The organism is Collinsella sp. An7 (assembly GCF_002159335.1).
In the GTDB taxonomy this organism is placed as follows: domain Bacteria; phylum Actinomycetota; class Coriobacteriia; order Coriobacteriales; family Coriobacteriaceae; genus Coprousia.
Genome location: NZ_NFHP01000011.1, coordinates 1 through 13,446, shown reverse-complemented (window position 1 = coordinate 13,446; position 13,446 = coordinate 1). Strand labels below are relative to the sequence as shown.

The window sequence follows — 13,446 nt, the reverse complement described above, 5'->3', positions numbered from 1 at the left end:
TTGTTTTGCGTCATATGGTTCAAAATAACCCCGTCCCAAAATGAGTCACCGCTAGCGGCAGACCACCTCAACGGGCACGTCCAAGATTTTTGCCACCTTGAGGATCGTGTCGGTGTGGCTACCGAGCGCCGCCGCCATGTGGTGCGTGGGGCCGGTCTCGTTCCAGCGGTTCATAAACTCGCGCGCCCCAATCGAGAACTTCATGCGCATGTTGGTGTCGCCAAAGGTAAAGATCGGGCCGTCGACGTTCTCGCCTTCCGCCACCACAAACTTAAAGTGACCGTCGCCGTCCTGCGTGATCCCCAAGAACGTGACCGTACCGAGCCCCGGGTAGAACTGCGTGAGGTAGCCGCCGCCGGTCTTGCCGTGAAACACCGGCACTACCTTGAGCGTGGGCTTCTTCGCGGTGGAGATGGCCGCGTCGCCCGAGCCGGAGTGCCCGATGATGACGATGTCCTCGGGGAAGTCGATGGAGTACATCTCGGAGAGCTGGCCCGTGCCGGCAATGGTCTTCAAGATGCTCATGGCCACGGCGACCTTCATGTCGCCCTCCACGGCGCAGGCCGTTCCCTGCTTGATGAGCATCGAGAACGCCGGAATGAGCATGGAGTCCAGCACGCCGGCCTGCCCCTGGGCGTAGCCGTCGTAGTGGCTCGCCACGAGGCCGATCTCCTCGTCGCGCACCCACTGCTCAAAAGCCAGCACGTAGCGCGCCATCTCCTGAATAGGCTCGTCGGAGACCGCGGCACCGCCCTCCACGTCAAAGGTGTCGAGAATCTCGGCCGCCTTGGCGTCAATCGCCGCCTGGTCGTCTACGTTGTCGGCGATGGCCCACATCTTCTCCCAGTCAAACTGTTTGGTGTAGAGGCCAAGACGGTTATAGAGGTTGGTCTCGTCGATGTAGAGGTCCATCATGCCTGGATAGGGGCGGCCGATCTGGGCGATGTTGGTGCGGCGGAGGCGGCGGCGCACCTGGGCGGCGCGGCACCACTCGTCGAGCTGGCGCGCGACCTCCGGATCGCCACCCTCCACGACGCCCGTGATGACGGCGTGACGCTTGCCGGCGCGGTTGAGGTCGGCCACGACCTCGCCGGGGGCACCGCAGGCGTAGAGGTCGCCCAGCCACGTGGGGATGTCGGTCGCGGCGTAGTCGGGCTGCGCCTTCTTCTGCACGTTTACCACCACGACGGGCACGTTGAGGTCGCGCACGGCCGGCAGCACGTTGTACGAGGTGGCGTAGGTGAGCATCTGGAGGATGACCAGGTCCACGTCGGCGGCGCGGAACTTGTCGCCCGCCTCCTGGGCCGCCTCCTTGGTGGTCACCATGCCGCCGTCGATGATGTCGACGGTGGTGGGCAGCGTTGCCAAAAAGTCGGCGTACTGCTGCTCAAAGTTGGGCACGAGCTGCGGGAACTGCGGCAGGTACGCGCTCAGCGCGATGGAGAACACGCCCACCTTGGCGCGGGTCTCCACGAGCGGTGCGCACGCCTGCACGGACGCGGCGTTGGTATCTGCGGACATCGTTATCCTCGATTCTCTCGTCTCTTGCATCCAGCGCACGCGACAGTGGGGACAGGTCCTTTTGTCACGTGACAGAGGAACCTATCCCCAATGTCACATTAGTGCTGCGGGTCAATCCGGCGCACGTCAAAGCTCGCGCGGACCATCTCGCGCGCCGCCGCGAGGTCGGCAACTTCGCCCGACGCGATGAGCTGCACGATCAGGTTGCCGAGCGCCGTGCCCTCGGTGGGCCCGGCAAAGACCGGGACACCGCAGGCGTTAGCCGTGGCCTGGTTCATGTAGCGGTTCTGGCTGCCGCCACCTACGATGTTCACGCAGGTGCGGGGCACGCCCGTAAGCTCGCCGAGCTCCGAGATGGCGCGGGCGTAGTCGGCCGCAAGCGAGTCGTACACGCACCGCACGAGCTCGCCCGGCTCTTCTGGCACGGGGCCGCCCGCCTCTCGGCACGCGGCGCGCACCTCCTCCACCATGGAGTCCGGTGCAAGGAAGCGGTCGGCGTCCACGTCGAGCAGCGGAAAGTCGCCGTGTGCGGCAAACGCCTCGTCGATGAGCGTGTCAAAGCTCGGCAGCTTGCCGTCCGCTCGCGGTCCGAGTTCGCGGCGGATGCTCTGGACCATCCACATACCCATGATGTTCTTGAGGTAGCGGTAGGTGCCGTAGGCGCCGCCCTCGTTGGTAAAGTTTGCCCGCGCACTCGCCGGCGTGGTCACGGGCTCGGTGTTCTCGCAGCCGAGCAGGCTCCACGTGCCGCTCGAGAGGTAGGCCGCCGCCGGGTCGGCCGCGGGCACGGCGAGCCAGGCAGAGCCCGTGTCGTGCGTGGCTGGGGCGATCACCGTGGCGTCAAAGCCCACGCGCTCGCGCACCGCCGGCACAAGCTGGCCAAGGGCCTCGCCCGGCTCGAGGATGCGCTGGAAGATACCGCGTGGCAGCCCCAGGCGCTCGATGAGCTCGTCGTCCCAGGTACGGCTGCGCGCCCCCACGAGCGCGGTGGTCGAGGCGTTGGTGTACTCGTTGGCCGCCACGCCCGTAAGCACGTAGCCCAGGTAATCCGGAATCATGAGGAAGATGCGGGCGCGCTCGAGCTCCTCGGGATGCTCGCGCTTCTGCGCCACGAGCTGGTAGGCGGTGTTGAAGCGCTGGAACTGGATTCCCGAGCGCTCGTAGTGCTCGGCAAAGCTGAGCACGCCCGCGCGCTCAAGGTCCTCGCGCACGCCCTCGGTTCGCCCATCGCGGTAGGCCACGGTGTCGCCGATGCGCTCGCCCGCCTCGTCCAGCAGCACGTAGTCCACGGCCCAGGTGTCGATGCCCACGGTCTCGGGCGTGAGGCCCTGCTCATGGGCGGCTACAAGCCCTGCAATCACGTTCTCGGCCAGGGCGTCGATATCCCAGCAGAGGTGACCGCCGCGCTCCACAAGCCCGTTGTCAAAGCGGTAGACCTCGGTGAGGTTGAGTTTGCCGTCCACCACCTCGCCCACGATGGCGCGCCCGCTCGAGGCGCCGATGTCAATCGCCAGATGCTTCATACCGCTGCTCCTCCCTTTGTGCCGCCGCACGCCACGCCCGACAAGCTGCGCCGAGCACGCGCCAGACCCGCCGATTCGCACCGCGTCGGCAGCATGTGCGCCACCGTCCGCCGCCCGTTACGCACCGGCTGTCCGGAGGTTGGTGCACGCACCAACCAATTTGTCTTGCTTGCAGTATATTTTTGTTAATGAGAAGGCTCCATACTCATTATTCGCTTTGTGTCTTCGATATATCCCCCAAAGGAGGTCCCATGCTCACCTACAACCTCGATCTCGAGGAGCGCAGCACCTGGATCCGCACCACCCCCGGAGACTTTGAGCTGGCCCAGCCCTTCTGGTGCACCGAGCAGGGAGACTTCTACGCGCACGAGGGTTTCTTCACCGAGCGGTCCGAGAAGGACAGCTACGAGCTTTTCTACACCTTTGACGGGCGCGGGCGGCTCGAGCAGGACGGCCGCGCCGTGACCCTCGGGCCGGGGATGGCGCTGCTCATCAACTGCCGCACCCCGCAGCGCTACCTCACCAAACCGGGGGCCGAGCGCTGGTACCACCTCTGGGCGCACATCGACGGGCCGGGCGTTGCCGCCTTTGCCGAGACGCTCGACGTTGGCGCGCTCAGGCCGGTGACCCTAGCCGACCCCATTGCACGGCGACACTTTGACACCATCGCCACCAACCTGGGTAAACCCGGGATCATGGCGTCTACGGTGGTGGGGCTCGCAGTGCATAACCTGTTGGCCGAGATGGTCGGCGCGGCGCAGGCAGTGGGCGAGTCGGCGCTCGGCGACGAGGCCGTCCGCCGCGCATGCGCACTCATCGAGAGCGCCTACGCCGAGCCCGTCACCCTCGACGACCTTGCCAAGACCGCGCAGGTGAGCAAGTCGTACCTGCTTAAGCTCTTCCGCCAGTCGCTCGGCACGACCCCCTACGACTACCTGCTGCGCTACCGCATCACGCGCGCCAAGGAGCTCTTGGCCGAAACCGACTACAAGATTGGACAGATCTCGGCCCTCGTGGGCTTTAAGAGCGAGAGCAACTTCTCGTACCGCTTCTCTCAGATGGTCGGGCAGAGCCCGCGCGCCTACCGCGACAGCTGCCCCACCCCGCTGAGCAAGCGGTAGAGGCGACGCAGCGCGATAGCTAGCTGCACAAAGGGCCGGGGCGGGCGACCGGGCAAAGAGGATGTAGATTCCTCGCTGCCCGAGCGCCCGCCTCCGGCCCATTTGCTGCTCACACGGCACCTTTGGCCGCTGTTGGCGCTTACCCTGTCAGCAACTTGCCCTCCAACCAGCTACAGGAGCTGTGGTGGCTGATCTTGGCTACCCGGAAGCCCTTCCGGCGCGCGCCGAGTCTCCGCAGATCTGCGATGCGCCTTTACAAGCCCGAGCCCGCGCGCAATGCAATAGAACCCTCCGGCAATGCAGGCAACGCCCGGCCCGGGCAAGATGAGCATGGGAATGCCGAGCACTACCAAAAAGATACCTATGATTACCAGCAGCACACGGCTTACAAACGTTTTGCGCGTCATCGGGCGCTTTGCACGCATCGTCTTCTCCCGCAACGAATTCCCGGCGCCTGCCGTCAGCAGCCACCCCACTACTGCCTAGTGTTCCGAATTCGGACCATCGTAATCGCCCGTCTGCCCGAGCGCACACAACGCCCATCCCCATTTCTAGAGTCCGAACAGGAGACAGCTCAAAGAGATTAACCCCTTTGTTTCAGGACTGGGGTCGTCCTTCGGCATCACTGGCAAGCAGATGCGCCCGCCAGTCAGCAGATATGTGGAAGAGTCGCATGAGCGTGACCGTGCGCGCGTCCTCGTCGACGACATATACGGCAACGTAGCGCTCGAGTGCCCCCCACGCTCCCGGCCATGAGCGGGAACTCGCCGATGGCGGCGACGAGCGCGTCGTGGGCGTCGAGAAACCGGGCCGCGCTCGACAGCCCAACGTTGGTGAGCCTCCAAGAGGCGGCGGCTCTGAGGTCGTCGTCGAACGGCTCCGTCGTCTCGACGACGAACCTAGGCAAGGCCGTACCTCGCCTTCAGCTCGGTGGACACCGCCCGGGCGTCCCTCACGCGGCCGGCAGCCCGCGCCTCCTCAGCCTCGGCGAGCCGGGCGTAGAAGTCCTCCTCGCTAGTCACCTCAAGCGGATCGGTGGGCGTTGCGGAAACCCAGGCGCGGCGCCCGTCGAATGACCAGTACACACGCGCTCCGTCGGCGATGCCGAGCGCCGTGCGCACCTCCTTGGGGACGGTCGTCTGCCCGCCCTTCGTGAGCTTCGTGCTCATCATCGTGACCATGCGCCGCCTCCAGAATCATTGATTCCAATGTTTTCAATGATCCTAGCACGCTGCGCGAATCGCTGCCTCACTCGGCCGTCTTTAGCACCAATGCAAAACAGGCCAGAAGCTCAAAGCCCCTGACCTGCGAAAATACATGGTGCCCCAGATTGGATTCGAACCAACGACACCCGCTTTAGGAGAGCGGTGCTCTATCCCCTGAGCTACTGAGGCATATCGAACCGTATTCTAGCAGATGCCCCTCCTACGACCCAACCCAGTCACCCTCGCACCTATTGCCCTCCCCCACGACCTCCGAGCCCCGTCGCGCAGTCGAGCCGCCCGACGCAGCCGGCGATGCCTGGAGGGAGTTTCCCGCAGATCTTTTCGCGCGGGCGCGAAAAGATCGAGGACCACGACCGAAAGACATCGCCGGCGGCGTCGGGCGGCCCGGCGTCCGGGAGCGCAAGGCTCGGTCGCTTACAGCGTCATGTTGGGATCGGCGTCCACGTCAAAGCCGGCAAAATCGCCCTCGGAGAACTTGCGGCGCGCCACCTCGGCAATCATCGCCGCGTTATCGGTGCAGGCGTTCTGCGGCGGCAGCGTTACACGCACGCCTCGTCGGCCGAGCTTCTCGGTAAGCATCCGGCGCAGATGCGGGTTAGCTGCCACGCCACCACCCAGGCAGTACTCGTGCGCACCCGTCTCTTTCAGCGCGTCCCACGCCTTCTTAAACTGCACGTCAAAAACGGCCGCCTCAAACGACGCCGCCAGATCGGGCAGGTGAATCGTCCTACCGGCAGCTGTCTCCTGCTCGATGTAGGTCACCACGGCGGTCTTGAGTCCCGAGAGCGAGAAGCGGTAATCGTGGCTGTGCATCATCGCCCGCGGGAAGTCGATCGCCTTGGGGTCGCCCTCCTCGGCAAGCCGCGAGATGATGGGCCCGCCGGGGTAGCCCAGGCCGAGCGCCTTGGCCACCTTGTCAAACGCCTCGCCCACCGCATCGTCGAGCGTCTCGCCGAGCACCTGGTAGTCGCCCCACGCACGCACGTGCACGAGCATCGTGTGCCCGCCCGAGACGAGTGTGAAGATAAACGGCGGCTCGAGCGTGGGCTCGGCCAGAAGATTGGCGTAGAGGTGCCCCTCGAGATGGTTGACCGTGATGAGCGGCTTGCCGGCGGCGTAGGCAAAGCCCTTGGCAAAAGCCACGCCCACCACGAGCGCACCCACGAGCCCCGGACCCTGCGTCACGCCCACGGCCGCCAGCTCGGAGGGTGCGAGCGCGCCACCCGCAAGGCCGAGCGTCTCGGCCGCCCCCTCAAGCGCCTCGTCCACCACACCCACGATAACCTCGACGTGCTTGCGCGAGGCGATCTCGGGCACCACGCCGCCAAAGCGCGCGTGAAAATCGATCTGGGTCGAGACCTTGTTGGCCAGAAGACGCCCATCGGTATCGATGATGGCCACGGCCGTCTCATCGCAGGAACTCTCGATGGCGAGCACCGGTGCGAGGCGCGCAAGCTCGGCACGCTCCTCGTCGGTGCGCTGCGGCACAGGCAACGGCCACGCGCGATGAGCTGCCGCCGTGGGCTCGGGAGACGCGGCATCGACCGGCAGGACGAGCGGAAGCGGCGCCGTCATCACCAGGGCGTCTGCGCCCTGCCCATAGTAGTTGCGCCGGCGTCCTGCCTGCGAAAAGCCGAGCTCCTCATAGAGCGCGATGGCGGCGGCGTTGCCGTCCTCGACCTCAAGCGAGGCCGTGGTGCAGCCGAGCATCTGGGCGTCGTAGCTCACCTGTGCGAGCAGGCGCCGGGCGATGCCCTGGCGACGACGCTCCGGGCTCACGGCCACATCGAGAATCTGCACGTCGTGCTCCACGACCATGCCACCCGCGATGCCCACGAGCTCGCCGTCGTCGTGCGCGACCCACCAGCTCCGGGGCACCGCAGCCTCGTCGCCGAGCTCCGAGAGAAACTGCGCCGGACTCCATGCGGCGTGGCCCGTACCCGCAAAGCAGGTAGCCTCGAGCGCCGAGGCGGCCTCGGCATCGGCCGCCCCCATCGGACGGAACTGCAGGTGACGCCCCGCCAGCTCGTCCGCCACGCCCGTCACGGCGCTCTGCGCGCTCGCCGCACGACCAAGCCGCTTGCGCTCGTTCTCCTCCGCATCCGAAAGACGCGTATAGATAGGCAGCACGGTGGCCGGGTCGCCATCACCCAGATACCGCAGCGACTCCACCGGCTCGGCAACCGATGGCACGTCTGCCCTTTTGCCGCCCGCCCTTGCCTCTTGCGCGTCCCAGGTGCCGCAGGTCGGCCCGAACGAGGAGGGTATAGGCCTCTGCGCCATGCCCGACGAGTGAGCGCCGAGATGCGGTGCCTGGGGTGCGCAGGCGGCGGCGACCGACGATTGAGGGGCAAGATGGGGTGCACAGGCAACGAGGACCAGGGAGAAGCCGGTCGGATGCCACAACTCCTCCCCCACCCGGCGCGTGAGCCCCGCCTCGTCAAACAGCCGACCGTACCGCTTGAGGCCATCACCTGTGAGCTGCAGCTCCGCAGCGTCCTCGCGCGCTGCCCATGCCGCTACCGCATCGGCCGCTTTGACCACGTGCTCGCGGTCGAAGAGCCGCTCCACGCCCGCATCGCTCAGGCGATAGAGTGCGGGGTACACCTCGCCGCGCATGGCGTCGGCCGCCACGCCGAGGAGTCCGCGCACGCCGCCCTGCCATGCGGTCCACGCGCTGGCATCGAGCGTCGACACACCAAAGAGTGGCACGTTTGCCCCGCGCGCGAGACCCTTGGCCGTGGAGATGCCAATGCGCACACCGGTAAACGAGCCCGGCCCGCGCCCCACAAGGAGCGCATCCACGTCGGAGATGCTCGTCCCCGCCTCCGCGAGCGCCGCGTCGAGCGTGCCGATGAGCTCCACGTTGGCATGGCGGCGGCAGAGATGGTCTCCCGTGGCCAACAACTCGGCCGAGAGACCCTCCTCCCCCGCCGTCAGACGCGCTACCGCAACCGCCAGCATGTCCGTCGAGGTGTCCACCGCCGCAACCAGGCGGCTTCCGCAAGCGTTCTCCATCGTCATCTCCTCAGCACCAGCCGCGCAGACTGGCTAAGCGCCCTTGGGCCCATCCGCGCCAGCCGTCGACGAATCCGCAGCCGCACCAAGCGCGCGCTCCACCGCCTCGTCGATCTGCCGCGCAAGCTCCTCGGCACGCGCTCCGTGCGGCTCGAGGGCGATCCGGCGCTCGTCCGGCGCATCTGCCACGCGCGAAATCACAACGCCCAGGTACTCGTCGGTGAGCTCATCCTGAAACTGCTCGCCCCACTCCAGAAGGCACGCCCCCTCGTAGCCGAGCACGTCGTAGATGCCCGTATCTTCCAGCTCGTAGGCGTGCTCGAGCCGGTAGAGGTCAAAATGAAAGAGCGGGATGCGCCCGCCGTCGTGCACGGCCATGAGGGCAAAGGTCGGGCTCGTGACCGGGTGCGCATCGCCGAGGGCGCGCGCCACCCCCTTGGTAAAGTGCGTCTTGCCCACGCCGAGCCCGCCCGTGAGCACCAGCACGTCGCCGTCCGCAAGGCTCGGCGCCACCAACTCGCCCAGCCGCTCGGTGTCGGCCGCCCCAAAACTTGCGTAGCGCCCGGGCGCCTCGCGCTTGAGCGCCACGCTACTCACCCGCCAAGGGGAGGTGATCCATCGGCGTGCCCGCGGGGACGGCGACCATCGGGCCCTCGGGCGCGGGCGCCGCAGCTCCGGCAGCAGCATCATTACCAGCGCCAGCAGCATCGTCCGCCGCGCCAGCCCCCGCAGCCGCCGCGTCAGCGCCAACGGGGTGCCGCGCCAGATAGTCGCCGAGCATGCGGAAGTCAGCCTCAAGCAGCTCCTGCCACTTGGGGTTGCGCAGCGCCGCCGCCGGGTGGAACGTCGGCATGACCACAAAGTGCCCCATCTGGTGAAAGCGCCCGCGCAGCCGCGTGATGCCGATCTCGGTCTTAAGCACAAAGTGCGTCGCGGGGTTGCCGAGCGTCACGATGACGTCGGGCCAGATGCTCCTGATCTGTTCGCGCAAAAAGGGTGCGCAGGCGAGCACCTCGTCGGGACGGGGGTCGCGGTTTCCCGGCGGGCGGCACTTGAGGACGTTTGCAATGTAGATGTCCTCGCGACGCAGCCCCGCCAGCGAGAGGATCGAGTTGAGGTTCTCTCCGGCGCGACCCACAAAGGGCTCGCCCTGCAGGTCCTCGTTGCGCCCGGGAGCCTCCCCCACAAACATCACGCGCGCATGCGGATTGCCCACGCCAAAGACGATGTTCGTGCGCGTCTGGCAGAGTTCGCACAACCGACAGTCGCCCAGCACCGCGCGGACCTCCTCGAGCGTGACCTCCCGCGGCCCCTGATGCTCGTGCCCGGGAATATGCATGACGCCCATGCGCCGCCTCCTCAAATCTCGCACCCCGCCGTCGCGGGCGCCCTACACGTACACCTTATCGAGCCGCATGCCAAATCCGCAGGCAACCTCGTAGTTGATGGTGCCGCGCAGCGCGGCCATCTCGTCCATGGTGATCTCGTCGTCGCCGTCGCGGCCCACGATGGTCATCACATCGCCGACCTCCGCCTCGGGCATGGGGCGCACCGTCGTCTGCTGAATGGCGACCATGCACTGATCCATGCAGATGTTGCCCACCTGGCGCACGCGCTGCCCACGGTAGAGCACCTCCATACGGTTTGAGAGCGTCCGGGCCAGCCCGTCGGCGTAGCCGATGGGCAGCGTGCAAATCTGCACCGTCGTACGCGGCACGCGGTAGGTAAAGCCGTAGCCCACGCCCTCGCCCATCGCGGGATGCGCGGTGCGGGTCACGCGGGCGCGCACGCTCATAACCGGCGCAAGCTCAATGCGCCCGCGCGCGCTCTCGCACGGCATAAGGCCGTACAGGCCAATCCCCACGCGCACCATGTCGTAATGCGAGGCCGGGTCAAAAATCGTGGCCGGCGTGTTGTCGCAGTGGACAGTCCCCACCTCAAGGCCCGCGTCGCGCAGGGCCGCAACCGCCTCGTCAAAACGCTTGCGTTGTAGCTGGTAGTCCCACCCATCGGGGTCGTCCGCCGTAGCGAAGTGCGTAAAGACGCCGTCGCACTCGAGCCCGCGGTGAAAGTCGATGCTCCGCCTAAACTCAAGCGCCTCGGTGCACGGCACACCGATGCGGTTCATGCCCGTCTCGATCGCCAGATGATAGCGGCCGACCGTCCCGGCCTGCACGGCGCACTCCCCGTAGGCGAGCGCAAACTCCACCGTATAGACCGACGGCATGACGTTATACGCAAGCAGCGTGGGGATGGCCTCGATTGGCGGCTCCGAGAGCACCAGGACGGGCAGCTTGATGCCCGTCTCACGCAGCTGCACGCCCTCAGCCACCGTGGCGACGGCGAACATGTCGGCCCCAGCCTGCTGCATGATCTGGCAGCACTCGCTGGCACCGTGGCCGTATGCATCGGCCTTGACCACGCAGCACAGGCGCTCCCGGCCGCGCAGCAGCCGCCGGAAGGCGCGTACGTTCTTGCGGAGCGCGCCGCGGTCGACCTCGACCCACGCCCACCGCGTCTCGGGTTGATTGCGAACGGCCATGACCCTATGCCTCCTTGTCAGCGGTGTCGCGCGCTCCCTCGAGCCCGCCGAGCACCTCGTCGGTCGCAAGGCGCATGGCATCGCCGATGAGATCGATGAGGTCGGTGGCGATCACGCTCTTCTCGCCCCAGCGCTCCGCTGCGGCAAACCCCGTGTAGGAGTGGAGCATCACGGCGTACGCGGCGAGCAGCTCCCAAGCCTCAACACCTTCGTGGTTGAGCGCCATGGTGCCGGCGATAATGCCCGCGAGCACGTCGCCCGAGCCCGCCGTGGCAAGCGCTGCGGGGCCCGAGAGCGGCAGCAGCACCTTCTCCACACCCACAATGGCCGTGGTCGGCCCCTTGGCAACAACGACGAGGTCGTCCGATCCGGCAGCCCAAACGATACGCTGCGACGCATCGATGGCCGAGGCGAGATCGTCGATCGACTCCTTATCCACCAGACGCGCCAGCTCGCCGGTGTGCGGCGTCATGATGAGCGGTGCCTCGCGGCGGTAGAGCTCGGGCGTGGCGTCGATGCCGCCGATGGCCACGCTTGCGAGACAGTTGAGGGCGTCGGCGTCGAGGATCAGCGGCACGTCGAGTGCCAGAAGCGAGGTCGCCACGCTCATGCAGCCCGCTGCAGTGGTCATACCGGGGCCGCAGAGCACACAGTTGTAGTGCTTGGCGAGCTCGACCACCTGCATGGGAGCCGCCGCGCCAAACGAGCCGCGCGAGTCGGAGGGCATGGCAAAGACAGGGACGGAGGGCAGGGCAAGCCGGATGAGATTTGCGCAGGCATCCGGTGCGGCCACGGCCACATACCCCGCACCGGCGCGAGCCGCCGCCTTGGCCGCCATGATCGCCGCACCGGGATAGGTTGCCGAGCCGGCCACCACAAGGACCGAACCGCGCGTGTACTTGTTCACGCTCGCCGGGAGCGGCTCCATAAAGTCGATGAGGTCCTCGGCCTCAACGATCTCGGCCGCATGCTCGATGTCATCAATCACCCCGTCGAGCTTATCGTAGAGCTCGCCGCAGATAAGCTCACCGGCGTACTCCGGGCCGTCTGCGCTAAAGAGCCCGAGCTTGGGCGCGAGCATCGTGGCCGTTACGTCGGCGCGCACACAGGAACTGGCCGCAATGCCGGTCTCGGCATCGAGGCCCGAAGGAACGTCGACGGCAACCACGGTGGCCGCAGCGTCGTTGAGAGCCTCAATCCAGATGGTAAAGGGCGCCCGAAGCTCCCCATGAAAGCCCGTGCCCAGAATCGCGTCGAGCACCACGTCGGCAGCAGCGATGAGCCCAGAGAGCTCGTCGCGCGAGGGGCCGACGTAGACAGTCACATCGCGCCCGGCAGTCCGGCGCGCCACATGGCGGGCGAGCGTCGAGGGAATCTCGTCAGGCTCCACCGGCGAGACAACGTCGACGGCAATGCCCTTCTGCGCCAGGATATCTGCCGCAACCCAGCCGTCGCCACCGTTGTTGCCAAAGCCCACCAGCACCAGCACGCGCTTGGGCTCAAGCCGCTCTACCTGCGTTGCGGCAAACTCTCCGGCGAGCTCCATGAGCTCTGCCTTGGACGTGCCCTCTTTCTCGATCAGGTCCTCGAGAGAACGGACCTCGTCACAGCTCAGTACCGGCCTCATGGGCATCCTCCTCTGCAGCCGCCTCGACAGGCGAGACAGCAATCAGCTCCTCTTCCTGAACACGCTCGAGCTCGTCGAGCACGCTGCGCGCCTCGCGGAAAGAACGTGCAATCTGCGCCCGCTCATCCTCGCCCTTCTTCTTGGGCGCTGGACGGGCGGCCTCGGTAATGGTCATGGCGTTGGCGACTGCGAGCCCCGCCGTGTGCGAGAGCGAAAGCGCCACCTCGATGATGCCCTGCTCCTCGGCAATCTCTGCCGCACGCCCGGAGAGCACCGCGATAGGGCGGCCTTGAGGATCGCGCGAGACCGAGACGTCTTTGCGGCCAATGCCCTGAGAGAATCCCGTCCCAAGCGCCTTGAGCACCGCCTCGCGCGCCGCAAAGCGCGCCGCGTAATGCACTGCCGGACGTGCGGTGCCCTCGCAGTAGGCACGCTCCTCGTCGGTGAACATCTTCTCGGCAAACGAAGGCGTCTTTTGGAGCGCAGACTCCATGCGGTCGATCTCCACGATATCAACGCCGATACCCGCTTCGGCCATGGGCACCTCCAACCTCAAGTCGACCCTGCACGACCGAACGAACAGGGAATGCTACATCAAGCAAACCGTACGCACGGGGCGCGTTTTACCCTCATCGCACAGCATAGCGCCCCACCAGTGTAGCCCGTCGCTGCAGCCGGTAGGAGCTGCACCTCTGTTCTATAACAAAAAAGGGACCTTCGGATTAACCGAAGGTCCCTTTAGCATCACGTTGGACGGCTCGGTGCCGTCCACCGGTCAGCGGCGCCCTGCTCTCCCACGGGCTCACCCCGCAGTACCATCGGCGCGAGGGGTCTTAGCTTCCGGGTTCGGAACGGGTCCGGGCGTGCC

Annotated in this window: 10 protein-coding genes, 1 tRNA gene and 1 rRNA gene; 1 reads left to right on the top strand and 11 read right to left on the bottom strand. The window is 66.5% G+C overall.

The genetic code is table 11. The features are described from left to right. Window positions 1-51: 51 nt before the first annotated feature. On the bottom strand, window positions 52-1,521 hold the full coding sequence (locus B5G20_RS09610; RefSeq protein WP_087356693.1) for an arabinose isomerase: 1,470 nt from the start codon (window positions 1,519-1,521) through the stop codon (window positions 52-54). 98 nt (window positions 1,522-1,619) lie between these two features. Next, on the bottom strand, window positions 1,620-3,044 hold the full coding sequence (gene rhaB, locus B5G20_RS09605) for a rhamnulokinase (RefSeq protein ID WP_087356692.1): 1,425 nt from the start codon (window positions 3,042-3,044) through the stop codon (window positions 1,620-1,622). 251 nt (window positions 3,045-3,295) lie between these two features. Here rhaB and B5G20_RS09600 point away from each other — a divergent pair, with 251 nt between their 5' ends. Then, a complete protein-coding gene (locus B5G20_RS09600) occupies window positions 3,296-4,165 on the top strand; it encodes an AraC family transcriptional regulator (RefSeq protein WP_158094436.1) in 870 nt (289 codons plus the stop codon). 899 nt (window positions 4,166-5,064) lie between these two features. Here B5G20_RS09600 and B5G20_RS09585 read toward each other — a convergent pair. The 9 genes from B5G20_RS09585 to rrf form a co-directional block, all read right to left on the bottom strand. Further along, the gene (locus tag B5G20_RS09585) at window positions 5,065-5,346 is read right to left on the bottom strand and encodes an AbrB/MazE/SpoVT family DNA-binding domain-containing protein (RefSeq protein WP_087356689.1); all 282 of its coding nucleotides are present in this window, start codon (window positions 5,344-5,346) and stop codon (window positions 5,065-5,067) included. A 137-nt stretch (window positions 5,347-5,483) separates the two neighbouring features. Further along, window positions 5,484-5,559 (bottom strand) — tRNA-Arg (locus B5G20_RS09580). 246 nt (window positions 5,560-5,805) lie between these two features. Continuing rightward, on the bottom strand, window positions 5,806-8,409 hold the full coding sequence (tsaD, locus tag B5G20_RS09575) for a tRNA (adenosine(37)-N6)-threonylcarbamoyltransferase complex transferase subunit TsaD (RefSeq protein WP_087356688.1): 2,604 nt from the start codon (window positions 8,407-8,409) through the stop codon (window positions 5,806-5,808). A gap of 33 nt (window positions 8,410-8,442) precedes the next feature. Beyond that, complete coding sequence (gene tsaE / locus B5G20_RS09570; RefSeq protein ID WP_204207763.1) at window positions 8,443-8,997, bottom strand: tRNA (adenosine(37)-N6)-threonylcarbamoyltransferase complex ATPase subunit type 1 TsaE; 555 nt, start codon at window positions 8,995-8,997, stop codon at window positions 8,443-8,445. Window position 8,998: 1 nt separating this feature from the next. Next, window positions 8,999-9,757, bottom strand: coding sequence for a uracil-DNA glycosylase (locus B5G20_RS09565; protein ID WP_087356687.1), 759 nt, complete (start codon window positions 9,755-9,757; stop codon window positions 8,999-9,001). 42 nt (window positions 9,758-9,799) lie between these two features. Further along, entirely contained in the window at window positions 9,800-10,951 is a 1,152-nt protein-coding gene (gene alr, locus B5G20_RS09560) for an alanine racemase (protein ID WP_087356686.1), read from the bottom strand. Window positions 10,952-10,955: 4 nt separating this feature from the next. Further along, window positions 10,956-12,578, bottom strand: coding sequence for an NAD(P)H-hydrate dehydratase (locus B5G20_RS09555; protein ID WP_087356685.1), 1,623 nt, complete (start codon window positions 12,576-12,578; stop codon window positions 10,956-10,958). Further along, window positions 12,556-13,116, bottom strand: coding sequence for a holo-ACP synthase (gene acpS, locus B5G20_RS09550; protein WP_087356684.1), 561 nt, complete (start codon window positions 13,114-13,116; stop codon window positions 12,556-12,558). The genes B5G20_RS09555 and acpS overlap by 23 nt, the downstream gene beginning before the upstream one ends. A gap of 235 nt (window positions 13,117-13,351) precedes the next feature. Beyond that, window positions 13,352-13,446, bottom strand: a 5S ribosomal RNA gene (gene rrf, locus B5G20_RS09545); the annotation flags it as partial.